This window comes from Streptoverticillium reticulum (assembly GCF_047456005.1).
In the GTDB taxonomy this organism is placed as follows: domain Bacteria; phylum Actinomycetota; class Actinomycetes; order Streptomycetales; family Streptomycetaceae; genus Streptomyces; species Streptomyces reticulum.
Genome location: NZ_CP179755.1, coordinates 7,724,313 through 7,748,810 on the forward strand (window position 1 = coordinate 7,724,313; position 24,498 = coordinate 7,748,810).

21 protein-coding genes and 1 pseudogene are annotated in these 24,498 nt (G+C 72.3%); 10 read left to right on the top strand and 12 right to left on the bottom strand.

The features are described from left to right. Positions 1 to 157: 157 nt before the first annotated feature. Together ACMATS_RS35130 and ACMATS_RS35135 are read right to left on the bottom strand one after the other, a co-directional pair. The gene (locus ACMATS_RS35130; RefSeq protein ID WP_414170268.1) at positions 158 to 1,786 is read right to left on the bottom strand and encodes an APC family permease; all 1,629 of its coding nucleotides are present in this window, start codon (positions 1,784 to 1,786) and stop codon (positions 158 to 160) included. Between the two features lie 103 nt (positions 1,787 to 1,889). Beyond that, positions 1,890 to 2,306, bottom strand: coding sequence for a hypothetical protein (locus tag ACMATS_RS35135; RefSeq protein ID WP_390775338.1), 417 nt, complete (start codon positions 2,304 to 2,306; stop codon positions 1,890 to 1,892). Positions 2,307 to 2,547: 241 nt separating this feature from the next. Here ACMATS_RS35135 and ACMATS_RS35140 point away from each other — a divergent pair, with 241 nt between their 5' ends. The 3 genes from ACMATS_RS35140 to ACMATS_RS35150 all read left to right on the top strand — a co-directional run bounded on the left by ACMATS_RS35140 (position 2,548) and on the right by ACMATS_RS35150 (position 5,592). Further along, on the top strand, positions 2,548 to 3,675 hold the full coding sequence (locus tag ACMATS_RS35140) for a dispase autolysis-inducing protein (RefSeq protein ID WP_414170269.1): 1,128 nt from the start codon (positions 2,548 to 2,550) through the stop codon (positions 3,673 to 3,675). 154 nt (positions 3,676 to 3,829) lie between these two features. Continuing rightward, a complete protein-coding gene (locus ACMATS_RS35145; protein WP_414170270.1) occupies positions 3,830 to 5,041 on the top strand; it encodes a serine hydrolase domain-containing protein in 1,212 nt (403 codons plus the stop codon). 11 nt (positions 5,042 to 5,052) lie between these two features. Continuing rightward, positions 5,053 to 5,592 carry a class I SAM-dependent methyltransferase gene (locus tag ACMATS_RS35150; protein WP_390775335.1) on the top strand — a complete coding sequence of 180 codons (540 nt, stop codon included), beginning with the start codon at positions 5,053 to 5,055 and terminating at the stop codon, positions 5,590 to 5,592. Between the two features lie 13 nt (positions 5,593 to 5,605). Here ACMATS_RS35150 and ACMATS_RS35155 read toward each other — a convergent pair whose 3' ends face one another. The 3 genes from ACMATS_RS35155 to ACMATS_RS35165 all read right to left on the bottom strand — a co-directional run bounded on the left by ACMATS_RS35155 (position 5,606) and on the right by ACMATS_RS35165 (position 7,806). Then, positions 5,606 to 6,244: a hypothetical protein gene (locus ACMATS_RS35155; RefSeq protein ID WP_390775334.1), complete on the bottom strand. Its 639-nt coding sequence runs from the start codon at positions 6,242 to 6,244 to the stop codon at positions 5,606 to 5,608. A 108-nt stretch (positions 6,245 to 6,352) separates the two neighbouring features. Then, positions 6,353 to 7,366 (bottom strand): non-homologous end-joining DNA ligase, encoded by a 1,014-nt coding sequence (ligD, locus tag ACMATS_RS35160; protein ID WP_390775333.1) that lies wholly within the window; start codon positions 7,364 to 7,366, stop codon positions 6,353 to 6,355. Between the two features lie 206 nt (positions 7,367 to 7,572). After that, entirely contained in the window at positions 7,573 to 7,806 is a 234-nt protein-coding gene (locus tag ACMATS_RS35165; RefSeq protein WP_390775332.1) for a chaplin family protein, read from the bottom strand. 264 nt (positions 7,807 to 8,070) lie between these two features. On the opposite strand from ACMATS_RS35165, the gene ACMATS_RS35170 reads away from it, so the two are divergent. After that, a complete protein-coding gene (locus tag ACMATS_RS35170; protein WP_414170271.1) occupies positions 8,071 to 9,747 on the top strand; it encodes a bifunctional 3'-5' exonuclease/DNA polymerase in 1,677 nt (558 codons plus the stop codon). 125 nt (positions 9,748 to 9,872) lie between these two features. On the opposite strand, the gene ACMATS_RS35175 is transcribed toward ACMATS_RS35170, so the two are convergent. From ACMATS_RS35175 to ACMATS_RS35190, 4 genes are all read right to left on the bottom strand, one after another. Further along, positions 9,873 to 11,345 carry a hypothetical protein gene (locus ACMATS_RS35175; RefSeq protein ID WP_414170272.1) on the bottom strand — a complete coding sequence of 491 codons (1,473 nt, stop codon included), beginning with the start codon at positions 11,343 to 11,345 and terminating at the stop codon, positions 9,873 to 9,875. Between the two features lie 356 nt (positions 11,346 to 11,701). Beyond that, positions 11,702 to 12,223 carry a nucleoside deaminase gene (locus ACMATS_RS35180; protein ID WP_414170273.1) on the bottom strand — a complete coding sequence of 174 codons (522 nt, stop codon included), beginning with the start codon at positions 12,221 to 12,223 and terminating at the stop codon, positions 11,702 to 11,704. Between the two features lie 11 nt (positions 12,224 to 12,234). Further along, positions 12,235 to 13,161 carry an ATP-grasp domain-containing protein gene (locus tag ACMATS_RS35185; RefSeq protein WP_391154458.1) on the bottom strand — a complete coding sequence of 309 codons (927 nt, stop codon included), beginning with the start codon at positions 13,159 to 13,161 and terminating at the stop codon, positions 12,235 to 12,237. Positions 13,162 to 13,243: 82 nt separating this feature from the next. Further along, positions 13,244 to 17,125, bottom strand: coding sequence for a helix-turn-helix domain-containing protein (locus ACMATS_RS35190; RefSeq protein ID WP_414170274.1), 3,882 nt, complete (start codon positions 17,123 to 17,125; stop codon positions 13,244 to 13,246). Positions 17,126 to 17,520: 395 nt separating this feature from the next. Between ACMATS_RS35190 and ACMATS_RS35195 the strand changes: the two genes are divergently transcribed. Then, on the top strand, positions 17,521 to 17,847 hold the full coding sequence (locus ACMATS_RS35195) for a putative quinol monooxygenase (protein WP_390775327.1): 327 nt from the start codon (positions 17,521 to 17,523) through the stop codon (positions 17,845 to 17,847). Positions 17,848 to 17,856: 9 nt separating this feature from the next. On the opposite strand, the gene ACMATS_RS35200 is transcribed toward ACMATS_RS35195, so the two are convergent. Together ACMATS_RS35200 and ACMATS_RS35205 are read right to left on the bottom strand one after the other, a co-directional pair. Then, a complete protein-coding gene (locus ACMATS_RS35200) occupies positions 17,857 to 18,222 on the bottom strand; it encodes a hypothetical protein (protein WP_414170275.1) in 366 nt (121 codons plus the stop codon). Between the two features lie 152 nt (positions 18,223 to 18,374). Further along, positions 18,375 to 19,418, bottom strand: a complete 1,044-nt coding sequence (locus ACMATS_RS35205; RefSeq protein ID WP_414170276.1) for an ArsR/SmtB family transcription factor — start codon at positions 19,416 to 19,418, stop codon at positions 18,375 to 18,377. Positions 19,419 to 19,569: 151 nt separating this feature from the next. On the opposite strand from ACMATS_RS35205, the gene ACMATS_RS35210 reads away from it, so the two are divergent. The 4 genes and pseudogenes from ACMATS_RS35210 (at position 19,570) to ACMATS_RS35225 (ending at position 21,995) form a co-directional block, all read left to right on the top strand. Further along, positions 19,570 to 20,154 carry a sugar O-acetyltransferase gene (locus ACMATS_RS35210; RefSeq protein ID WP_414170277.1) on the top strand — a complete coding sequence of 195 codons (585 nt, stop codon included), beginning with the start codon at positions 19,570 to 19,572 and terminating at the stop codon, positions 20,152 to 20,154. A gap of 102 nt (positions 20,155 to 20,256) precedes the next feature. Beyond that, a pseudogene (tnpA, locus tag ACMATS_RS35215) lies at positions 20,257 to 20,511 on the top strand (IS200/IS605 family transposase); the annotation flags it as partial. Between the two features lie 202 nt (positions 20,512 to 20,713). Further along, a complete protein-coding gene (locus ACMATS_RS35220; RefSeq protein ID WP_414170278.1) occupies positions 20,714 to 21,700 on the top strand; it encodes a CapA family protein in 987 nt (328 codons plus the stop codon). 115 nt (positions 21,701 to 21,815) lie between these two features. After that, positions 21,816 to 21,995 (top strand): hypothetical protein, encoded by a 180-nt coding sequence (locus ACMATS_RS35225; RefSeq protein WP_391154449.1) that lies wholly within the window; start codon positions 21,816 to 21,818, stop codon positions 21,993 to 21,995. A gap of 17 nt (positions 21,996 to 22,012) precedes the next feature. On the opposite strand, the gene ACMATS_RS35230 is transcribed toward ACMATS_RS35225, so the two are convergent. Continuing rightward, positions 22,013 to 23,032 (bottom strand): DUF1259 domain-containing protein, encoded by a 1,020-nt coding sequence (locus ACMATS_RS35230; RefSeq protein ID WP_414170279.1) that lies wholly within the window; start codon positions 23,030 to 23,032, stop codon positions 22,013 to 22,015. Positions 23,033 to 23,290: 258 nt separating this feature from the next. Here ACMATS_RS35230 and ACMATS_RS35235 point away from each other — a divergent pair, with 258 nt between their 5' ends. After that, entirely contained in the window at positions 23,291 to 24,496 is a 1,206-nt protein-coding gene (locus ACMATS_RS35235; RefSeq protein ID WP_390775320.1) for a cytochrome P450, read from the top strand. The last annotated feature ends 2 nt before the right edge of the window (positions 24,497 to 24,498 follow it).

Genomic DNA, 24,498 nt, shown 5'->3' on the forward strand with positions numbered 1-24,498 from the left:
TCTTCGTGCCCCGTCAGGGGCGCGGGGAACTGCGCGCTCAGCCACGATGCGCCTGCAGTCGATGTCCTGGGGCTTCGCCCCGGATCCCTGGGTGGTGCGTCGGCTGCGGGCCGGCGGGGGCTTGTCGCGCAGTTCCCCGCGCCCCTGACGGGGCGCCCTATGCGGCCGGCGCCCTCAGGCGTTCGGCCGTCAGCTGCCGGACGCCCGACCGGACGGCCCAGAAGAAGACGCCGAGTGAGACGGCCGCCACGGTCACCGAGTCGTAGGGGGCCGGCAGCCGTCCCGAGCCCTTGAACGTGCCGAGCCACGACAGCAGGGTCAGCACCCCCAGGTACACCACCATCCAGGTCCCCGTGCGCAGTTCACCGGCCAGTGAACTGCCGTGGTCGGGACGCCACATGGTGACGAAGAGCACCAGCCCGGCCAGCACGAGGGGCAGGGCCAGCCGCAGGTCGTGCCACCCGGACCAGTACACGAACTCGCTCGACACCACGAAGCTGAGGGGAGCGATCCAGCGCAGCCCGGGCACCCAGCCGGCCGTGCCGGCGCCGTCCGGGTCGGCCCGGAACACCGCGACGGCGACGGCCGAGGCCGCGTAGATCAGCAGATACATGTCACCCATGACGCGCACGATGCTCTGCCAGCCGCCGAACGGCAGCAGGAACAGCACGATCACCACGAGGTTGAGCAGCAGCGCGCGTTGCGGAATGCCGCTGCGCCTGTCCACCTGCATGAAGAACCGGGGGAGCGTGCCGTTCTTGGCGAGCGCGTAGGTGTGCCGCGCGTCGATGGCCACCCCGACGTAGGCGGAACCGCCGGGCGAGAGCACGGCGTCCGCGTACAGCAGGCTGGACAGCCAGTGCAGGTTGAGGATGAGTGCCAGCTGACCGAACGGCGAGTCGAAGCTGACCCCGCGCCAGCCGTGCCCGAGCAGGTGTTCCGGCACCGTGAACAGGAAGGCCACCTGCAGCGCCAGGTACATCAGCAGGGCCAGTGCGATGCCGGTGAGCACCGAAGCGGGAATGGTCTTGCGGGGGTTGGGCGTCTCGCCGGAGAAGTCCAGCGGTGCCTGGAAGCCGTTGACCGAGTAGACGATGCCGCCCCCGGCCAGAGCGGTCAGGCAGGCCGCGTAGCCGTAGGGCGCGAAGCCGCCGTGGTCGGTCAGCCGCCCGGAGTGCCAGCCGGAGGCGAACAGGGCGACGACGGTGACGATCGGTACGACGACCTTGAAGACCGAGACGAGGTTGTTCAGCCGCGCGAACAGCCGTACGGCGAACCAGTTCAGGGCCGTCAGCAGCACGCTGAGCGCGACGGCGACGCCCAGTCCGGCGAGCGTGAGCGTGTGACCGTTGTAGATGACCGGCCAGTAGTGCGCCATGTACTGCATGATCGCGCTGATCTCGGCCGCGGTCCCGCCCACCGACAGCAGCACCGACCAGCCCACCAGTGTGCCGACCAGCCGGCCACTGGCGTACAGCGGCCAGCGCACCGTGCCGCCGCCCTCCGGCCGGCTGGCCCCCAGCTCGATCATCACCAGGGCCACCAGCGCGCACAGCAGTCCCGCACCGATCCACGACAGCAGTGCCGCCGGCCCAGCCGTCTGTGCCGCGTACATCGCGGCGAACAGCCAGCCGGAACCGACGATGTTGGAGAAGCCGATGGCCGTCAGACCCCAGAAGCCGAGGTCCCGGTGCAGCCGTCGCTCCTGCGCGAGCACGGTCGGCGCAACGCCGTCCCCCGCGACGCGCCCTTCGGGTTCCGTCCCGTCCGGATCCGCCTGTGACATGACACGGCCCTCCTCGTCCCCTGGTTCCGGGCCATGATCCTTCTCCCGCGCAGAGGATGCCAGTGTCAGGGCTGGAGCAACCGGAGTCCGATGACGGGATGCCCTAACCGGCCGACGACGGGCGGAGTTTGAGCCGCACCTCCAGCTCGTGCTCGCCCGGAACCGTTCCCTGGTCCTCCACGTCGAACGCCGCCGCGAGCTCCTGCCGGACCTGGCGGACGGGATCCGCCGCGCCGAAGAGGTCGACGCTCACGGGGGCCGACAGCGCGACCGGGACGCCCTTCGACGGCACGGTGCGGGTGCGGGCGTCGACGACCATGCACCAGACCATGCGGTCGGCCATGTCGGCGGACGCCGCCGTGACCTCGCTGCGCGACTCCTCCTCCAGCTCGGGGAAGGCCGCTTCCAGGGAGCGGAAGACCGCGCCCGCGTCCTCGTGGCCGCAGGCGGTCAGATGCACACTGACGTGGTCGGCACTCTCGACGTGACCCCCGTGGTCCGCACGGTCGTGGACGCTCATGACCCGGTGCTCCTCTGTGGCGGCAGTGTCACTGTCGACCGTACGAGATGCCGGGCCGACCGGCACCAGCACCAGGGCCAACCGGGCCCTTCCCGCCCGGCCGCCCCCGGCGGAAGACTTCCGTCAAGATCATTACGAGACAGCAGGATTGGCGCCCGAACCGGTTCTGGGGCGAAGGTCCTTGCGGCTACAACGTGATCGTCAAGCAGCACTGCTGCCCGTTCCCCACAAGGGAGAGACCATGAAGCGGATCCGTACGGCCGTCATCACGGCCGTAGCGGCCTTCGCCATCGCCCAGCCGTCCTTCCCCGCCGCAGCGGCGGGCGGCGACGGCTGGACCCTGCCGGCCTGCAGCCGGGTCACCGGCGACGGGGCCGTCACCTTCACCACCGACGACGGCAGGACCCTCGCTCCCACCACCGGCACCCTCCGGCAGACCGGCTACACGCACGGCCTGGTGGCCCTGGAGACTGCCAACACGCTGCTCGCCACGCACAACAGCACGCTCCAGATGTCGTCCGACGCCGGCTGCACCTGGACCCCGGTCGCCACGCTCGGCAGCAGCTCCAGCCGGCTCACCGCGGCCCGCGGCGACCGCGCCTTCGCCTGGGAGCCGAACGGGCGCCACCTCGCCCGCGTGGACGGCCGGACCGTCACCGCCCTGAAGCCGCCCACGACCGCCATCATGGGCCTGGGCATCGACCGCGCCCGCCCGGACCACGTGCGCCTCGCCGGCAAGGACGGGTGGCTGTACGACTCGACGGACGCGGGCGCGAACTGGCGGCGCACCGGAACCCTGGCGTTCCCCCGGGGAACGGGCATCTACACCGTCGCCTTCGATCCCGCGGACCCCGACCACGCCGTCGTGGGCGCCATGGTGCGCGGCGGCGCGGTCACCACCGACGGCGGCGCCACCTGGAGCCCCGTCACCGGCCTGTCGGGCACCGCGGGCGGCTCCGCGAACCTCTTCGGCGCGGCGGTCTCGCCCGCCGACCCCTCCGTGGTCTACGCGCTGGGCATCGACCTCGTCGAGGCCGCCCCGGGCGCGGCCACCGAGGGCCGCCACCTGTACCGGTCGACCGACGGCGGCCGCACCTTCGCCAAGGCCGTCGACGACTCCGGGGCGACGAAGCTGACCAACAGCACCCTGCTCGCCCCGAGCCCCGCCGACCCGGACGTCCTGTACTTCGAGTTCGGCACCTGGTTCCAGGGCGAGGGGACCGACCTGTTCCGCTTCGACGCCGCCACGGGCACGGTCACCAAGACCCACAACCGCTACGACGGCATTTCCGCCATCGCCTTCCACCCGTCCCGGCCGAATGTGATGTACCTGGGGGTCGAGGAAGTGCGCGTGGACGAGCGCCCGTGACAGGCAGGCGCGCCGCGCACTCGTTCGGCTGAGTTCTGCGGCCCGGCCGATTGCGGCGTGGCCTGCGCGGTAGCGATGAAGTGCCGACCGGCTCGCGGCCGCCCATGGCCGCACCGGTGCGGCACCCCCGCCGTTCCGGAAAGGCAGGCCACCCATGCCGAAGCGCCGTCCGCTGCGTACCGTCCTGCCGGCCGTCCTGGCGGCAGTACTGACCGGTGCGGGGCTCTCCGCAGCCCCGCCCGTCTCCGCCTCCCGCCCCGCCGGCCACGCGGCCACCCGGGCCGTCATGGGCGCGATCGTGCGCGGCGGGGTGCCCGGAGTGCTGGGCCGGGCGCGGGAGGCCGGGCGTATCTGGACCGCCTCGTCCGGCGTCGCCGACCTGAGGAACCGCCGGGCCCCGCGGCCCGGTGACCGCTTCCGCATCGGCAGCAACACCAAGACGTTCGTCGCGACGGTCGTGCTGCAGCTGGAGGCCGAGCACCGGCTCGCCCTCGGGGACACGGTGGAGCACTGGCTGCCGGGCGTGGTCCACGGCAACGGCCATGACGGCAGCCGCATCACCGTCCGCCAACTCCTCAACCACACCAGCGGGATCTTCAACTACACCGACGACCCCGTGCTCTCCGCCAAGTTCTTCGGCAAGGACTTCCCCCGCCACCGCTTCGACACCTACCGGCCCCGCGAGCTCGTCCGGACCGCGATGGCGCACCGGCCGGTCTTCGCACCGGGCACCGGATGGAGCTACTCGAACACCAACTACATCCTGGCCGGGATGATCATCGAGAAGGTGACCGGCCACTCGTACGCGACCGAGATCAGACACCGCATCATCAAACGGCTCGGCCTGCACTCCACCATCGTCCCCGGCACCTCGCCCCGCATTCCCCGCCCGGCCGAGCACGGGTACATGAAACTTCCCGGCGAATCCCCCGGCACCCCGCTGCACGACGTCACGGCGATGAACCCCAGCGTCGCCGGGTCGGCCGGCGAGATGATCTCCTCGGCCGGAGACCTCCAGGCCTTCTACCGTGCGCTCCTCCGCGGCCGGCTCCTGCCCAAGCGCCAACTCGACGAAATGCTCACGACCGTGGACACCGGAATCCGGGGGATCGGACGGTACGGCCTGGGCATCGACGAACAAAGACTCTCCTGCGGCACCACGGTGTGGGGCCACGGCGGCGGCATCCCGGGATTCCTCTCCCTGGTGAACAGCACGCGCGACGCCGGCCACACCGCAGTGTTCAGCGTCAACGCCTACGGCTTCGTCTTCGACATCTTCGCCCTCCTCGAAGCGGAGTTCTGCGGCAAGGCTCCGGCCCCGCAGGCGCGAGCCGTCCCCGGCGCACCGGCGCCCGGATTCCGCTGAGGCCGCCCCCCATGCTCCGCACACCGGCCCGCTGCTACCACTTCATCAGCCACCGCACCATCCGCGCCGCCCTGGGCGACCGCCCCCGCCGCGACGTGCGCTGGATCCCCGCACGCCCGGGAACGGTGTGCGCCGAGATCGGCAGCGGCGGCGGCTTCTACACCGCGGAACTGGCCCGCCGCCTGGGCCCGCAGAGCCTGCTCGTGGCCCTGGACCCGGCCGCGGCGGACACCCCGCACGAGCCGCCCGCCGCACCGGGCGCCCGCATCGCGTACATCGCCGGGGACGGCTGTGCCCTGCCCTTCGCCACAGCCTCCCTCGACGCCCTCCTCTACAGCTACAGCCTGGAGGAAATGCCCGACGCACGGGCCGCGTTGACCGAGGCCGAGCGTGTGCTGCGCCCGGGCGGCCAGGTGGTGCTGTTCCTGTGGCGGCCCGTGCTCCACGCCCGGCGCGCCGCGTCCGTCCTCGCCCTGTGCCGCGAGCGGTTCGAGGTGGTGCGGGCGGAGCGCGGGATGCAGAACCTGCGGCTGGCCTGCCGGAAGCCGTGATCGCCCACTGCGGTCACGACACGCCGCAGTCCTGCAGGTCGCCGGTGTACTCGGTGATGTCGAGGTCCCAGATGTAGCCGGCGCTGTTGGCCCACTGGACGCCGTTGCGCCCGGGCCGTTCGATACCGAGCACCAGACGCTTGCCGTTGTTGTCGTCGATCTTGCAGACCCCGGCGACGTCGTCGCCGGCCCACGCCGTGCCGACCTGCGGGGTGCTCAGGCCGGGACCGGAGTACACGGCGGTGTCGACCCGGGGGTGGACGCCCTTGCCGTAGCCGTCGCAGCTCGGCAGGTTCCCGGTGTACTCGACGATGTCGAGGTCCCAGATGTAACCGGCGGTGTTGGCCCACTGGACGCCGTTGCGCCCCGGCCTCTCGATGCTCAGCACCAGCCGCTTGCCGTTGTTGTCCAGGACCTGGCAGATGCCGGCCACGTTGTCGCCGGCCCACGCCGTGCCGATCTGCGGGGTGCTCAGGCCGGGGCCGAAGTAGATGCCGGTGTCGACCCTGGTGTGGATCTCCCGGCCGGCACCGGCGATCCGGGCCGCCGACGCCGGTGTCGCCGAAGCCGGTACGGCCATGGCCGTGGTCAGGGCCGCGCACGCCGCAATGGCGACGGACAGGGGTACGGACAGGGGTCTCGCTCTCCGCATGGCTGTTCCCTCCCTTGCCGTGCCCGGCCGGGCGGCCGGGCAGTGCAGGAATGATCGTGCGGAGTACGGGAGTTCTGTAGATGCCGGTCCGACATTGGCGTGAATCCGTCAGGCGTGCGCGGGCCGCTCGCGGACCACGTCCGCGGCGGCCTTGTCGTCGCGCAGCCCCAGGTAGCGGGGGTGCCGGAGCCGGCCCGCCGGGGTCCATTCGGCGAAGGCGATCTGCGCGACCAGTTCGGGGCGCACCCAGTGGGCGCCCTTCTCCCGGACCTCGTCGTGGAACGGCGAGCGCCGCTGCCCGAGCCCGTCGAGGCGGCGGCGCAGCCCGGCCAGCACGGCCGTGGAGAACCCCGTGCCCACCTTGCCCGCGTACCGCAGCCGGCCGTCCTCGTAGTGGCCGAGGAGCAGTGCGCCGAAGCCGGTGCGGCTGCCGGACGGGTCGGTGAAGCCGCCGATGACGAACTCCTGCCCGGTGGTGCACTTGAGCTTGAGCCAGTCCCGGGAGCGCCGGTGCACGTACGGGGCGTCGGCGCGCTTGGCCATCAGCCCTTCCCAGCCCCGTGCGCAGGCCTCGGCCAGCAGGGCCCCGGCGTCCCCCGTGCGGTGTGCGGTGAAGCGGAGCGGCGGCCGGAGGGCGAGGACGTCGCGGAGCAGGGCCTTGCGGGTGTGCAGCGGCAGCCCGGTGGTGTCCACGCCGTTCAGGCTGAGCAGGTCGAAGAGGTAGTAGACGACGCGGATCCTGCTCGCCCTCGCCACGGCGGGGTCGGTGATCTGCATCCGCTGCTGGAGCCGGACGAAGTCGGTCCGCCCCCGGGACAGGGCGACCACCTCGCCGTCGACCGTGAAGTCGCCGCAGTCCTGTGCGTCCAGGGCGTCGACGAGTTCGGGATAGGCGTTGCCGACCGCCTGCCCGGTCCGGGAGACCAGGTGCACCCGGTCCGCGCGGCGCGAGGCGAGGACACGCACGCCGTCCAGCTTCCGCTCGAAGAGCCAGCCGGCGCCGAACGCCCGGCGCTCGCTCGGCACGGCGAGCATGGGACGGTCGGTGTCCCGCTCCCGGGCCGGACGCAGCCGGGCGAGCTGTGCGGGGGTGAGCCGGTCGAGGGGCCCGGGCTCCGCCATCGGCATCCGTCCGTCCCGGGTCGGGCAGGTGCGTGGTGCTGGACGTCTCCAGCTTCCCGCCCGGAACGGCGGCCCGCATTCCGGATCCGCACGGGAAGGGCCGCGCGCCCTCGCCGGGAGGTGGACGAGGAACGCGCGGCCGGTGCGGGTGCGGGGCGCTTCAGCGCCTCACCCGCGGTGCCCACGGCGGCTGGAACCGGGGCTGCTCACTCGTTGACGAGCGTGTTGCCGGTGGAGCTGTTGAGGATGCCGACGACCGAGATGGTGTTGCCGCCGACGTTCGGCGAGACGCGCGGCGCGACCTGGGCGATGTTCCCGGCGACGACGCCCGGGTCCTTGCACGTCGCGGCGTGGGCGCCGTCGGCGGCGGCGCTGGCGGCTCCGGCGCCGATGGCGGCGGCGGCCAGGGCGGTCACGGCGGCGGCGTTGCGGATGCTCATGATGTCTCCATCGTGGAAGGGGGGATGTGGCAGAGCAAAAGCTCTGGCAAGAGGGAGTCTTGCTCATGGAAAACCGCTTCCCATACGAGCAGCCGATATGTTCATCCCCTCCGGGGACGGCGACTCCGCCCTTGACCACTTGTGGGTGCATCCGGTCGCATCAACGGTCTTGAATGTGACGGAAGTTGCCCGTTCGCCGGACCGGCTCCGATCACCGGCCCCGCCCGCGGACACCGGCGACTGTCAGACCCCGGTGGCAGAGTCGTGCCCGTGAGATGGGCAGTGGCAGCAGGGACGGGCGGCGAGGGCGTGCGCCTGTGCCCGGTCGACGGCGAAGGACGGGCCGCCGGGCCGGTCGTGGCGGAGCGGAGCCTGGCCGAGGCGGTGCGGGCCCGGCCCGAGGCCGACCGGTGGGTGTGGCGTGCCACGCGGGAGGTCTACGGGCGGCTGCTCGCCGAGGGCGTCCGCGTGGCGCGGTGCTACGACGTGGAGGCCGCGGAGGCCCTGCTCACCGGCCACGAGGAGGGCCAGGCGGGCCAGCCGCGCTCGCTGGCCGCCGGCTGGGCGCGGCTGCACGGGCTGCCCGTGCCGGAGGATCCGCCCGTGCGCACGGCCGACACCCAGCCCTCGCTGTTCGAGCCCGGCCCGGTGCCCCTGCCGCCGGGCACCGACGAACTGGACGCCCTGCTCCAGGTGTACGCGGCCCAGCTCGCCCGCACGGAGCGCACCGCGCACCCGGGCAGGATGCGGCTGCTGACCGCCGCGGAGTCGGCAGGCATGCTCGTCGCCGCCGAGATGGGACGCACCGGGATGCCCTGGCGCGCGGACGTGCACCGTGAGCTGCTCACGTCCCTGCTGGGCGAGCGCTATCCGGGCGGCCAGGAGACCCGGCGCCTGGCCGAACTGGCCGAAGAGGTCTCGCAGGCGTTCGGCGAGCGTGTCCGGCCCGACCTGGCCGCCGACATCGTCCGGGCCTTCGCGCGCCAGGGCATCGCCCTGACCTCCACCCGGGCCTGGGAGCTGCAGGGCATCGACCACCCCGCCGTCCCGGCGCTCCTGGAGTACAAGAAGCTCTACCGCGTGCACACGGCCCACGGCTGGTCCTGGCTGCAGACCTGGGTGCGCGACGGCCGCTTCCGCCCCGAATACCTGCCGGGCGGCACGGTCTCCGGCCGCTGGACGGCCAACGGCGGCGGCGCCCTGCAGATCCCCCGGATCATCCGGCGCGCGGTCGTGGCCGATCCCGGCTGGTGCCTGGTCGTCTCCGACGCCGACCAGATGGAGCCGCGCGTGCTGGCCGCGATCTCCCGTGACCCCGGCCTGATGGACGTGGCCGGCAGCGGCCGTGACCTGTACGCGGACCTCGCCGAGCGCGCCTTCTCCGGCGACCGTGACCGGGCCAAGCTCGCCATGCTCGGCGCGATCTACGGACAGACCTCCGGCGACGGCCTCAAGCACCTGGCCGACCTGCGCCGCCGCTTCCCGCGGGCCGTCGCCTACGTCGACGACGCGGCACGCGCGGGCGAGGAGGGCCGCCTCGTGCGCGCCTGGCTCGGCCGCACCTGCCCGCCCTCCTCCACCACGGTGGACGACGAGGCGGGCATCCCCCAGGACGAGCCGTCCGCCGCCCCCGGCAGCACGGCGGGCGCCCGGGCCCGCGGACGGTTCACGCGCAACTTCGTCGTCCAGGGCAGCGCCGCCGACTGGGCGCTGATCATGCTGGCCGCGGTACGGCAGGCGATCGCCGGACTCCGGGCGGAGCTGGTCTTCTTTCAGCACGACGAAGTCATCGTCCACTGCCCGCAGGAGGAGGCGGAGGCCGTCGCGGAGGCCATCCGCGCAGCGGGCGACCTCGCCGGCCGGACGGCCTTCGGCGAGACGCCCGTGCGCTTCCCGTTCTCGACGGCTGTGGTGCAGTGCTACGCGGACGCGAAGGGGTAGGTTTCTCCGGCCTCTCCCGTTGTGCACAATGGCCGGATGGCAAAGAACGATCGTCGCGCGAGGAATGAGCCCTCTCAGCCATGACCTTGAGCCGGCTCAAGAACGGTAGTAGTTCTCAGTAGTCCTCAGTAGTCCTTGGGAATGGCGGAGTTGAGCACCGGCCGCAGTTCGGCCAGATTGTCCGTCCGCAGTTCGGCGGCGGCGTCCGGGGCGTAGTGCGCGGCGATGCTGCGGAAACCGTCCAGCGTCTCCTCGTCCATGACCGCGGCGCCGGGGCTCGCCACCGGCAGGGTCAGATAGCTGCGGACCCGGCCGAGGTCGTGTGCGTGCCGGCTCATGTCCACGGCATACCGGTTGACCATCATGCGCATCTCCGGATCGCGGTGCGAGGTCTCGTTCGCCAGCGCTTCGAATCCCAGGTTCAGGAAGTGGTCCGGGTGGTCGAGCAGCGTGCGGTGGGCCGCCGAGCCCCGCCATCCGGGGCGTTTCCAGTTGGAGTTGCCCGGAATCTCGTTCTTCGCGGGGAACCCGCGGTACTCCGACGACGGGAAGGTCTCCAGCAGCAGGCCGCAGAGCATGCGCGTCTCGGCGAGCGTCTCCTCGGTCTCCTCGGGAATGCCGAACACATAGAGGATCTCCGGGACGAACCGGTTCTCCTCCATGTGCTGGAAGGCCGTGACCAGGTCGGAGCGCAGCGTGTCGGCGTGCTTGCGCATGGCCCGCAGCACCGCGACGGACGCCGCGCCGTCGGCGCCGAAGCCGAACCGGTCGAACCCTGCGCGCAGTACGAGGTCACGGACCTGCTCCGAGCACATCGCGGCGTTGTAGGAGTCGGCGCGGGTCAGGGCGTGCAGACCGATACGGATCTCCGGGTACCGCTCCTCGACCTCGATGACCGCTTCCAACTGGGCGGTGAGCAGCCCCAGGTTCCCGCCCGGGAGGCCCTGCTGGAAGAAGTCCAGCGAGGTGCAGTAGAGATACAGCGACGACAGGCCGAGGCGCTCCGCGATCTGGCAGGCGTTCTCCAGATGGGCGCGGACGTTGAAGAACGACTCGCGCTGCTGGATCTGTGCCCCGCAGAAACTGCACCCGAACAGGCACCCCTGGCTGAACGGCAGGGTCAGTTCATGGGTCAGGTAGGTGCGCAGGTCGTCCTCGGGGAGGCGGTCGAGCTGGCGGCGCAGGTCGATGTCCATGGCGCCGGGGGCCGCGGACAGCCATCGCCGGTCCGTCTGGTGCGCCCCGGGGAAGATGCGCTCGAACTCCTCGGGGGAGAGCCGTTCCACCCCCTGGCCGCCGACGTGCACCCGGTGGGCGGGCAGTTCGCGCTCGACCGTGAGGTGGCGGTGGACCTGGGCCGCCGGGCTGATGTTCTGCGCGCCCATGACGGCGATGCCGAACGCGTCGTAGTCCTCCAGGTTCTCGGCGCTGCGCAGGTCGTGGAGCTGGCAGTCGAACAGGACGGGTTCGGCGAGGCCCTGCCGTTCCAGCAATTCGGCCGCGTACAGCGGCGCAACGGGCAGGAAGGGAAGCCGGTCCGGGGAGAACGGGGTGCCGGAGCCGAGGTAGTCGTCGTGCACATAGGGCGGATGGATCATCAGAATTCGACCGGTGGGGACGTGTGCATCGTCCGGTGAAAGGGTCGGTGCAGACAGAAGCAGTGGGGTTGCCGAAGAAGCCATGTGTCTTCCAAAGGGCAGTGCCGATGTCTGAAGAACCCGGAAATGGACGATGAGTTCTCATTTCCGGGAACGCGTGCAATGTCGCACTCATCGATGGTCCGCACCAAAGAGCGGGTGTGTACAGCAACCTTCCGGCCAAAGAGACCAATGCGGCAGCGCCCAAGCGCTCCGCGGGAAGCACAGTGCGTTAACTGCGGGCTCGCCGTGGCTGGTTGCGCAGTTCCCCGCGCCCCTTCGGGGCGCGACCACGCACCGCACTTCGCCGAGCCCGCTCAGAATTTCGGAACAACCGGCTCGGGCAGCGCATCGGTCCAGGCCTTGAGCACGGACACCGCCTCCGCCCGGAGCGGGCCGTCCACGGGCACGCCCCGCAGGGTGCGGTCCGTGCTGTCCAGCGTCAGCTCGCGGTAGAGCCGCAGGTCCTCGAAGCCGTGCGCCGCCACGTCGCGGCTGTCCGCCGCGTACACCACCCGCGGAATGCACGCCCAGTAGCAGGCGGTGAGGCACATCGGGCACGGCTCGCTGCTGGTGTACATCACCCCGTCCGCGAGGATGTGCCGCTCCAGCGCCGCACCCGCCGCCCGCAGGGCCATGACCTCGGCGTGCGCGGTGGGATCGTGCAGCTTGACGACCGAGCTGCTGCCCTCGCCCACGACGGCGCCGCCGACGACGACGAGCGCCCCGAACGGGGTGATGCCGGGCGCCTCCAGCGCGCGCCGGGAGATGGCGACGGCGCGCTGCAGGAAGGCGACGTCGGCGGAGCTGATGTCGGACGCGGAGCTGATGTCGGACAAGGCCGTTCTCCTCACAGTGGTTCTCGATCCCCCCGGCCGTCGAGGCGGCGTGCGACGCACGCGGCGATGGCGGGGACCACCGCCGTCATCTCCGGGCGCCACCCCGGGACGGCGTTGACCTCGCAGATCGTGTACGTGTCCGCCGAGGCGAACAGCAGGTCCACGCCGGCGACGGCGAGCCCCATGGTGCGGGCGGCCCGGACGGCCAGGGCCTCGGCCTGTGGATAGCGGCCCGCGCACAGGGTGGCGGAGCCGCCGCGGGCGAGGTTCGAGGCGAGGCCGCCGTCGCAGGAGGTGCGCACCTCGGCGGCCACGGGCTCCCCGTCGACCACGACGATCCGCAGGTCGCGGCCGTGCGAGGACGCCACGTGCTCCTGGAAGAGGAGCGGCACGTCCTGCGCGAGGGCGCCGGCCATCTCGCGCAGCAGACGCGCGTCGGACGCGAGGAAGACGCTCCTGCCCTGGTAGCCGGTGACGGGCTTGACCACGCACGGCGCGTCGAGGCCGGGCGTGCGGACCACGCCCTCCAGCGGCGCGGTGGCGTAGGAGAGACTGTCGGGCACCGGCAGCCCGGCCAGGGCCAGTTCCTGCAGCTGCCAGAGCTTGTTGCGGCACACGAGGTGCGCGTCGAGCGGGTTGAGGAGCGCGGCCCCCATGCGTTCCAGGTGCCGCAGCAGGGAGACCTCGCGGTCGTGGTGCATCGAGCCGGGCAGCTGGCGCACGCACACCACCTTCGGGACGGGCACGTCGGCGCCGCCCAGCGTGCGCAGCACCAGCCGGCCGCCGCGGACGCCCAGGACGAGCTCGTCGGTGCGCCAGACGGCGAACCTGTCGCCGTACACCGCCCGGAGAGCGTCGGCCAGTTCGTCGGTCGAGCGTCGGAGAGCAGCGGGGTGCTCTCTCGCCAGCAGCCACACGTCGGCAGATGTCGGCGTCACCGCATGCGCCATATGTCCTCTTCTCCTGTCCCGGGACCGGGACCGGGACGACCGCTGGCAGCGTATCGCCGGTCCCCGTCGTCTACCTGCACGGCGCCCGGTACTCCTGCCGCGGCACGTGCTGCTTCCACTGGTCCGGCGTCAGGGTGCCGCGGCTCGCATCGCAGATCCGCCGCACGGAGCGCTCCAGGTCCAGATCCCACAGCCGCGCCGTGTTGTCCGCGCTGGCCGTCGCCAGGTGCCGGCCGTCGGGGCCGAAGGCGACCGTCCGCACCGAGGCCGTGTGCCCGGTGGCGAGCTGCCGCGACGGCACGCCGTCCGCGGGGTGGGAGACGTCCCACAGCCGCACCATGGTGTCGTTGCCGCTGCTGGCGAGCGTCCGCCCGGCGGGGCTGAACGCCAGCGACAGCACGGGCTCGCGATGGCCGGGCAGGGGGGAGCCCAGGGGCCTGGGGTGCTCCGGGTCCCGTACGTTCCACAGGCGGATCGCCTTGTCGTTCCCGGCGGTTGCGAGGACGTGCCCGTCCGGGCTGAAGGCCGCCGCACGGACGTCCGCGGTGTGGCCGGTCAGCGGGTCGCAGAGCGGCTCCGGGTGCGTGGGGTCGTCGACGTCCCACAGGCGGACGGTGCGGTCGCTGCTCGCGGTGGCCAGCGTGCTCGCGTCGGGGCTGAAGGCGATGGCGTTGATGTAGCCCGTGTGCCCGGTGAGCGGGGGGCCGACGGGGGTCGGGTGCGCGGGGTCGTCGATGTTCCACAGCTGCAGGCTCTGGTCGTCGGAACCCGTCACCAGCACATGGCCGTTGGGGCTGAAAGCGAGCGGGCCGGAATAGCGCGTGCGCAGGGTGAGCGGCTTGCCCAGCGGTGTGGGGGAGGAGGGGGCGGAGACGTTCCACAGCCGTGCCGTCCCGTCGCCGCCCGACGTGGCGAGGATGTGGCCGTTGGGGTGCCATGCGGCGCCGTTCAGGTAACCGGTGTGGCCGGTGAGGGGCCGGCCGACGGGTTTCGGGCGGTCGGGGTCGGTGGTGTCCCACAGGCGGGCGGTCCTGTCGTCGCTCGCGGTCACGAGCAGGTGCCCGTCGGGGCTGAACGCCGCGCCGGCGACGTTGGCCGTGTGGCCCACCAGGGTGTCGGCGGGCAGGGACCACAGCAGGGCCGTGCCGTCGTCGCTCCCGGTGGCGAGGCTGTGCCCGTCCGGGCTGAAGACCGCGGTGAACATGCCGCCGCCGCTGCCCGCCAGTGGCTGCCCGAACTGCAGGATCCGCCGCGGATCGGCCACGTTCCACAGCCGTGTGGCGCCGTCGGCCCCGGCGGAGGCCAGCAGCAGGCCGTCCGGGCTGAAGTTCACCGACCACACGGGGGCGGTGTGGGCGATGAGGGCGGTGCCGAGGGGAGCGATGTGCGCGGGATCGCCGGTGTCCCACAGCCTGATGGACTTGTCGTCGCTCCCCGTGGCCAGGACGTGCCCGTCCGGGCTGAAGGCCACCGAGTGGACGGTCCCGGTGTGGCCGGTGAGCGGCGGGCCCGGTTGCCGGGGGCGGGCGGGGTCGGAGATGTTCCAGACGAGGACGGTGTCGTCGTCGCCGCCCGCCGCCAGCAGCCGTCCGTCCCGGCTGATCGCCACCGAACGCACCTGTGCCGTATGGCCGGTGAGGGGCTCGCCCAGCGGTTTGGGACGGAGCCGGTCGCTCACGTCCCACAGCCGCACCGTGCGGTCCTCGTCCGCGGTGGCGAGGACGTGCCCGTCGGGGCTGAACGCCACCAGGTAGACGGTGCCGTTGCCGCCCGCGAGGGGGTTGCCCAGCGGGGTGGGGTGTGCGGGGTCGGCCACGTTCCACAGCCGGACCGAGCGGTCGTCCCCGGCGGAGGCCAGGGTCTTCCCGTCGGGGCTGAACACGGCCGAGGTCAGCCAGCTGGAATAGCCGGTCAGCGGCGGTCCGAGGGGCTTGGGGCCGGCCGGGTCGCGCAGGTCCCACAGCCGGACCGTGCGGTCGTAGCTCGCGGTGGCGAGGGTGCGCCCGTCCGGGCTGAACGACGTCAGGTACACCGCGCCGCTGTGGCCGCGCAGCGGGGCGGCGAGCGGCATGTTGGCCGTGGAGATCAGCGTGTCGTCGACGTTCTTGTCCTCCGGGCGCATCCGGTGGGCCGCCAGGGCCAGTTGGGCCGAGAGCGACGGGTCGGACGTCCGTGTCCGGTCCGCCTCGGCCACCACGGAGCGGAACTCGGCGTCCGCGCGCTGCTGCACGGCGTCGCTGCGCTGCCAGATGGCCACGGCGGTGGAGATCAGTGCCAGCGCCAGCAGGGCGCTGAGCGCGGCGATGGCCCGCTGGGCGCGGCGCACCCGCCGCTGGTCGGCGGTGATCCCGGCCTGGAGGAAGGCGGACTCCAGCTCGTTGAGCGCTCCGGCGCGGTCCTGGGCCCAGGACCGGGCGGTGGCGAGCTGGGTGCCCCGGTACAGCGCGCCGGGGTCGCGGCCGAGGTCCTCCCAGGTGCGGGCGGCGGTGGTGAGGCGGCGGTGGGTGCGCAGGGCGTCGCGGTCGTCGGTGAGCCAGCGGCGCAGCCGCGGCCAGGCGCGGATGACGGCCTCGTGGGCCACCTCGACGGTGGTGCCGTCCAGGACGACGAGCCGGGCGGTGGCCAGGCGGTGCAGCAGGTCGTCGAGGACCTCGGGACCGGCGAGCCCCCGCAGTTCGCCGCGGTCCACCCGGCGCCGGGTGTCCTCGGTGCCCTCGCCCAGGGCGGTCAGGCGGACGAACAGGGCCTGCAGAACGTCCTGTTGCTCCTCGGGGGCCGTGGTGTAGAGGTGCTCGGCGGTCTGGGCGACGGCCCCCTGCATACCGCCGCTGGCCCGGTAGTCCGCCAGCCGCAGCACCCTGCCGTGGCGGCGCTGCCAGACCTCGCGCATCGCGTGGGCCACCAGGGGCAGGGACCCGGGCTGGCCGGCGGCCTCGGCCACCACGGCCTCGGTCAGCCCGGCCTCCGTGCTCACCCCGGCCGCGGCGGCCGGCCCGGTGATGATCTCCCGCAGCTCCTCCCGGGACGGCGGGCCGACGGGCATCTGCACCCCCGAGCGCAGGGCGGCGACCAGGTCCGCGTGGGAGAAGCAGGACGCGTAGAAGTCGGCGCGCACCGCCAGGACCGTACGGATCCGCGGCGTGCCGGCGTGCGCCAGCCCGGCCAACGCGCCGAGGAACGCGGTGCGTTCGTCCTCGTCCTCGCAGAGGACGAAGACCTCCTCGAACTGGTCGACGACGAGCACCACGCGCTCGTCCTCCGGCCGGGATGCCAGCCAGGTGCCCAGCGCCAGGCCCAGCGCCGCGGGGTCCTCGGCGAGCCGGCGGCGCAGCGGCTCGGGGGAGCCGCCCAGCACCGAGGCCACCGCCGAGGCCAGGGCCGCCAGGGGACGGGCCCCGGGCACCAGCAGCACCGGGTGCCGCTGCGGGCCGAGCCCCGGCAGCAGCCCGGCGCGCAGCAGCGAGGACTTCCCGCAGCCCGAGGCCCCGAACACGGCCACCAGCGGCCCCTGTTCGACGTGCAGCTGCAGCTCCTTGACCAGCTCCGTCCGGCCGAAGTAGACGTCGGCGTCCTGCGGTGCGAAGGCCGTCAGCCCCGGATACGGGCACCGTGCGTCCTTCTCCCGCGCGCCCTGCCCGTCGCCGCCGTCCTCGGGGAGCGCGGCCGAGGCGGCCCGCCACCGGGCCTCCCACTCCACCGCGTCGCCCCCGCACGCCTGCGCGTACGCCAGGACCACCGGCAGCGAGGGCAGCTTCTCCCCCTTGGCCGCCTCCGCCAGCGTGCTGACCGAGTAGTGGGCCCGCCGCGCCAGGACGCGGTAGCTCGGTTTCCCGGCCCGTTCGCGCAACTGCCGCAGCTCCCACGCCAGGTGCTCCACCGGTCCCGCGTCCGGGTCGACGGGCCGCTCCGGACGGCCCAGCCGCGCCCGGCCCGCCCTGCCCGAGTCCGTCATGTCGCCGCCTCCGCCACGGCCCCGGAGGGGGCCTGTCCGTACGACCTGAAACTTTGTCCGAGTTGTTTGTCCAGCGTGAACTGGGCTTTCGGACAACTCCCCACTGCCCCATGGTGGAGTGAGCCGACACCGGGGGCAAAGGGCATCGGAGGGATGCCGTACGGGGGCTGTCGCCCGGTGCATCGGACGCCAGGCGTGCGGCGGGCGGCTGCACGGCACTGGCCGGGGCTCACCCGTGCCGTCGCGGGGGGCGGCATGGGTGAGCCCGCTCCCGGCCGCGGCGGCACGGGTGCCCCGTTTTCCGGCAGGGCCGGAATCGGGGCGCTTCATGCTCGCGTCCGGGGAGCGTACGGGGCAGGATCCTGCGGGTCGGTCCGAGAGGCAGGAGCCCCCCAATGATCTTCATCGCCGTCAAGTTCACCGTCCGCCCCGAGCGCAGCGCCGAGTGGCTGGATCTGGTCGAGGACTTCACCCAGGCCACCCGCAACGAGCCGGGCAACCTCTTCTACGAGTGGTCCACGAGCGTGGACGACCCGCACCAGTTCGTGCTGCTGGAGGCCTTCGAGAACGCCGAGGCGGGCGAGGTGCACGTGAACTCCGAGCACTTCAGGACCGCGATGGCCTGGATGCCGGACGTGGTCGCGAGCACCCCGCAGATCATCAACGTCGAGGTGCCGGGCACGTCCTGGTCGGCGATGGCGGAGCTGACGCCCCGCGCCTGACGCGGCGGGTCAGGAGACGCGCTTCAGGGTCCAGGTGTTCGGCTGGAAGCTCGGGTTGAGGAAGGCCTGGCAGCCGCTGCTGTAGTACGTGCTCACCTGGGTCCACCCGGCGGGCGGGTAAGTGGTGGCACAGGCGTTGACGGTGCTGCCGACCGGCAGCCCGGTCAGCTGCTTGACCATCTTGACGTTGGGGCTCATGGACGCGCCGCACGAGGCGCTGATGCCCCAGTTGACGTCGACCCAGCCCGCAGGGGTGAGCGTGCTGCCGCACAGGGTCATCGTGTCGCCGGGGGCCGCCTGGGCGGGGCCCGCCGTGACGGTGGCGGCAAGCGCCGTGCCCAGCAGCACCAGACCGGCGGCGCGGAATCTTCGCATGGATCCTCCTGAGTGGGCGCCGGTGTCCTCGACCCCGGGCGCATGATCGTGATCGTCGACGGCCACTCAAGAGGAACCGCGGGACCGCTGGGAGAGTGTTTCCGGCCTACTTGATCTGCTCGTCCGGTTGTCGCGGCACTGCCGCGGAGCGTTCAGCCGGCCGGGCGCGGTGCCCGGCCCGTGGCCCACGGGCCGCCGGCCAGCAGCAGGTCCAGGCCCAGCCCGGTGAGCGAGTGGTGCACGGTGTTGCCCGAGCGCTGGCTGATCACCAGGCCCGCCTGCCGCAACGCCGTCGCATGCTGGCTGGCCGAGGCGTCGGACACCCCGATGCGCCGGGCCAGTTCGCGCGTCCCGCAGCCGTGCGTCAGCTCGTACAGCACCTGGGCGCGCGTCCGCCCGAGCAGGGTGACCAGCGGATCCGGCACGGCCGTCCCGCGGGCCTCCTCGCCCGTCCAGCCGCTGCGCCGGGCGATGGGGTACACCACCACCGGAGTGGTCCCGGGCTCCCGCAGGGTGATCGGCATCCCCCAGCAGAAGAAGGACGGGACGAGGATCAGCCCCCGCCCCTCCAGGTGCAGGTCCTGCGACCGCGGGTACGCCAGCACCAGCACGGGCGGCTCCCACCGCGCCCCCGGATGCAGTCCGGCCAGCAGCCGCTCCGTACCGCCCTCCGCCAGTGCCGCGACGCGCACGGCGCGGTCGGCCGCGATCTGCTCCTGGACGTGGTGCCAGTAGGGGGCGAGCGCGATGCGGTGATAGGAGTGCAGCGCGTGGCCCAGGAACCCGAGCGTCCGCGGGTCGCCCTCGGAGAGGAGCGCGAGACGGCCCGACGCCGGCCGCCGCGCGGCGGCCAGGCGGCCGATGTCCCGCTGCAGGTGCAGACGCGGCGTGGACAGGACCGCGTCGACGGCGGACTCCATGTCGCCCGATCCCGCGGTGGGCGTGAGGAAGTCCGCGGAGTAGCCCACGGGCGGCGCCAAATCCCCCAGAAGAGGGGCTTGTTCCCTCAAGTGTGCGGAGATTCCTGGGCGCACGGCCCGGCGCCACCGCGCGAAGTCCGCCGACGCCGGGGTCACTTGCGCCGCGCTGCGGTCCTGGACCATGTGGATGCTGAGCAACGCCTCCCACAGCACGTCCGGCCCGCTCGCGATGCGCGTCCTGGCCAAATCCTCACCGGTGAAGTGGATCCGCAGCACCGTTCGTCCGTCCTCCCACGTTCCCGCACCGGGAACTTCCTGCTGCTGAGCACTCAGACGCCGCCGCCTCTCACAGAGGTTGCGCGGCACCGGGCGGATGACCCTTTCGGGTGGCCGGTACCGTGAATGCTCCTGGGACGAGAGGATGTTCATGGGCGACAACAAGCAGCGCATGCTGGCCGGTGACTGGTACCTCCCCGACGACCCCGAGCTGCGCACCGACACCGAACGGCGCATCGCGCTCTGCGCGGCCTACAACGCGGCGGCCACGGCCACCCCGGCCGAGCGCGCGAAGATCCTCGGACAACTGCTCGGATCCGTCGGTGCCATGGTGCGGATCCGCCCGCCCTTCCACTGCGACTTCGGCTACCACATCAGCATCGGCGCCGGCACGTTCGTCAACTTCGGCGCGGTCTTCCTCGACGCGGCACCGATCACCATCGGCGAGGACGTGCAGATCGGCCCGAACGTCCAGCTGCTGACCCCCACGCACGCGCTCGACGCCGGACGCCGCCGGGCCGGCTGGGAGAAGGCCGAACCGGTGACCGTCGGGGACAACGTGTGGCTCGGCGGCGGGGTCATCGTGTGCCCCGGAGTGACCATCGGCGCGGACACGGTGGTGGGCGCCGGTGCCGTCGTCACCAAGGATCTGCCGCCAGGGGTCCTGGCCGTCGGCAACCCGGCCCGCGTCGTGAGGATCCTGGAACCGCAGGACCGGTCAACTGCCCTGCCCTAAAGGGCCAGGCTTGCAGGTAGGGCCCCACTGGCTGTGAGGTGGCCTCCCGCGTCTGAGCCGTTCAGCCGGATGGCTGGGCGGCTGGGACGCGTGACTCACGCGCTGCGGGAGTTCAACGGCGAGACCGATCATGTCCACCTGCTCGTGCACTACCCGCCGTCTGTCGCCCTGTCCCGGCTCGTCGGCAGCCTCAAAGGCGTCTCCGCCCGGCTGCTGCGCAAGGAATACCCGACCCACGTCAACCGGTACCTGTGGGGCGAGCATTTCCGGTCCCCGTCCTACTGTGCCGGGTCCTGCGGTGGTGCACCGCTGGCCGTGGTCAAGGAGTACATCGAGAACCAGAAACGCCCGGACTGAGCGCGCCGCCGGTGCGAGAGCATTGCGGAGTGATGCGGCGGCGCTCCGCGCCACTCGGCTCAGGATGCAATGCCTCCCGGGTCTGGAGACTCGGGATTCCTTGCAAGAACACGCTGAACGCCGCGCATTCGGACCAGTCCGCTGGTGGGCCGCCCGGGGCCGTGATAGGCAACGAGCAGAACGGACGGAAGGCGGCCCACCGGTGGCGATCACAGTGGCATTGGCCGGCGACACCATGCTGGGCCGCAGCGTGGCCGAGCAGCTGGACCTCGCGCCGCGCCCGGAGACCATCCTGTCCGACGAGGTCAGAGCCGCGGTCGCGGAGGCCGACCTATGCGTCCTGAACCTGGAGTGCTGCGTCTCCGGCCGGGGCGAGCCCTGGCCGGCCCCGGGCAAGCCGTTCTTCTTCCGCGCCCCGCCGGAGGCCGCAGAGGTCCTGGCGGAGCTCGGCGTGGACTGCGTGACGCTCGCCAACAACCATGCGCTGGACTTCGGGTACGACGCCCTGGCGGACACCACGGACCTGCTGTCCCGGGCCGGCGTGCGCACGGTGGGCGCGGGCCCGGACGCGGCCGCCGCCCGCGCGTACACCGTGCTGGAGGCGGGCGGCGTCCGGCTGGCGGTGGTCGGCGTGACCGACCACCCGGACGACTACGCGGCCGAGGACGACCGCGCGGGCGTCTCCTTCGCGGACCTGCGCCGGGGCGTCCCCGGGTGGCTCACCGACCTCGTGCGGCGGGCGTCCGAGGAGGCGGACGTCGTGCTGGCCACCCCGCACTGGGGTCCCAACATGACCTCCCGGCCGCCGCCCCACGTACGGGACGCGGTACCGGTGCTGCAGCAGGCCGGGGCGACGCTGATCGCCGGGCACTCCGCGCACGTCTTCCACGGCGTTGCCGACCGCGTGATCCACGACATGGGCGACTTCGTCGACGACTACGCGGTGGACTCCCGGCTGCGCAACGACCTCGGCCTGCTGTTCCTCGTGACCCTGGACGGTCCCGACCCGGCCGCCCACCGGCCGGTGCGCCTGGAGGCGCTGCCGCTGCACCTGGACTACTGCCGCACGGTGCCGGCGACCGGCAGGGACTGGGAGCGGATCCGGGACCGATTCACCCGCGCCTGTGCCGAGTTCGGGACGCCCGTCACCGTCGAAGGGGAACGGCTGATCGTGGACTGGAGCAGCTGACCGGTTCTCCGTTCCCGTACCGCCCCGTACGAGGGACACGGCGCATGCACGGGGACGGGCGAGGGCAAGGGCAAAGGTGAAGTGTCCAGACCGATCACCGGATAAGAGGTAGTTCATGCGCCGTACTGCTGTCATGACCCTCGGTGCCGCCGCACTCCTCGGTCTTCTCTCCGGCCCGTCCCGCGCGACGGGCGAGGACGAGCCGCGCGCCCGTCCGTTCACGATCGACGACGGGCGTGCGGCGTCACTGCTGTGGAAGGGGAAGCTCGGGCCGAAGCCCGGCGCTGCGGGCTGAACTCCCGTTCACGGGTGCTACGTCGGCGCCTTGATGGACGTCGGGGTCACGTTGGTGCAGTCCACCGCGGAGCGCAGCGCCTTGGCGATCTTCACGGCGTCGTCCACGGCCCACAAGTGGGTGAAGAACAGCCGGGGTTCGTCCGTCAGTCCGTGGTTGTGGAGCTCGACGATCTCGATCCCGCCCTTCCGCAGTGCCTTGAGGACGTCGTGGACCTCCTCCGCGATCATGGCGAAGTCGCCGTTGAGAGCGGCCCGGCCGTGGCCGAGGGGCTGGAAGTTGAACGCCGAGGTCGCTCCGGAGCCCGCGGGCAGCAGTAGGCCGCCGTCGGAGATCCGCTCCCGGCGGGCGAAGACGCACTTGTAGATGCCCTGGTCGTTGGAGCCCTTGGCGCCGAGCGCCCGGTCGATTCCCGCGGTGTCCAGGTCGACGGGCGGCGGCGTCTTCGACGGGGGCACCCCGGCCGGTGTGCCGGTGCAGTCCAGTGCCTCGCGCAGGCCGGCGGCGAGCGCCGCCGCGTCCTTGCCGTGCCCGTGGACGTGCGTCCACCACATGTCCGGGCTGTGGGCGAGCAGATGCTTGTGGATGGCCGTCTGCCGGATCCCGTGCGCGTGCATGGTGTCGAGCATGGGCTGCAGCTCGTCCTCGGTGGAGACGATGTCGCCCATCATCAGCGTGCTGCCGTCGGAGTACCGGATGAAGGCCGCGTGCGAGCCGAGGGCGAGCCCGGCGGTGACCTGGACGTCGCGGGAGACGACGTGCAGGTCGGTGCGGCCGAAGCCGGTCCGGAAGACCGTCTTGCGCATCAGGCTGCCGCCGCGGCCCAGCGCCTTGGCGACGCCCTTCCAGTCCGCCTCGGTGGTGCTGACCGGTTCGATCAGCGCCACGCCCGCCTTGCTCCGTACCGGGGGCGGCAGGGCACGGGCGGCATGTGCCCCCACTCCCGCCAGCACGGGTGCCGCCGCGGCTGCGGCCAGGACGTTTCTCCTGGCTATGGCCGATCGTGTGCCGCTCTCCTGCTCGCGCTCTGCGGTCATCGCTTGCACCTCCACCCCCAGATCGAAGCACGGCCGGATCGGGGCCCCGGGGTCGAAGAGGGCCATCCGGGCTAGGGGCCAAGGGGCTTGGTGAGGACGGCGGACACCTGTTTGGGCTAATTCGGGCGCTTGGGTACGTCCCGGGGCAGGGTGGTGGGTATCCATGCGACATCCGGCCCTGGCCTGCCGGACGACCGCGCAGCCCCGTATCCCCGTATCCCCGTCCTCGCCCGGAGCACTGGAACTGGAGTACCCGCAATGGAACCCGGCGCCACCGTATGGACCTGCCCCTTCGACTTCGCCGACGCCCTCGAATTCGACCCGCAGCTCAGGCGGCTGATGACGGAAGAGCCCGTCTCCCGCATCCGCATGCCCTACGGCGAAGGCGAGGCCTGGCTCGTCACCGGCTACGAGGACGTGCGCACGGTCACCACGGACCGCCGCTTCAGCCGCAGTGCCGTCGTCGGCCGCGACTACCCGCGCATGACGCCCGAGCCGATCATCCAGGCCGAGGCGATCAACGTGATGGACCCGCCGGCCAGCAGCCGCCTGCGCAGCCTGATCGCCAAGGGCTTCGCACCGCAGCACGTGGACCGCATGCGGGAGCGCACCCAGGGCGTCGTCGACGACCTGCTGGACGGCCTGGAGGCGAGCGGCTCCCCGGCCGACCTGGTGCAGCACCTGACGTCGCCGCTGCCCATGACGACGATCTGCGAGGTCCTGGACATCCCCGAGGCGGAGCGGCCCCAACTGCGCTCCCACGCCTGGACGATGATGCGCATCGGGGCCAGCGGCCGTGAGGACGCCAAGCGCTCCAAGGCCGAACTGCGCGCCTACTTCTCCGAGTTGACGGCCGAGCGGCGGGCCAACCCCGCCGACGATCTGATCAGCACCCTGGCCCAGGCCCGCGACGGGGACGAGATCCTCGACGACCAGGAGCTGACCGTCATGGCCATGGTCCTGCTCATCACGGGCCAGGACACCACCTCCTACGAGCTGGGCAACATCTCCTACACCCTGCTCAGCCGCCCCGAGCTGCTGGCGCGGCTGCGCGAGCGGCCGGACATGCTGCCGCAGGCGATCGAGGAGCTGCTGCGCTACATCCCGTTCCGCAAGGGCGTCGGGATCCCGCGCGTGGCCATGGAGGACGTGGTGCTGAGCGGGGTGAAGATCAAGGCCGGCGACATCGTGCACGTCTCCTACCTGACGGCCAACCGCGATGCCGGCAAGTTCGACCGGCCCGACGAGCTGGACCTCGACCGGCCGAAGCCGGCACACATGACCTTCGGCTGGGGCTCGCACCACTGCCTCGGCGCCCCGCTCGCCGCCATGGAGCTCCAAGTGGCGTTCAGCACGCTGATCAAGCGCTTCCCCAGCCTGAAGCTGGCGGTGCAGCCCGCCGAGGTGACGTGGAACACGAACTCGATCTGGCGCTATCCCCTGGAGCTGCCCGTCGCCTGGTGACG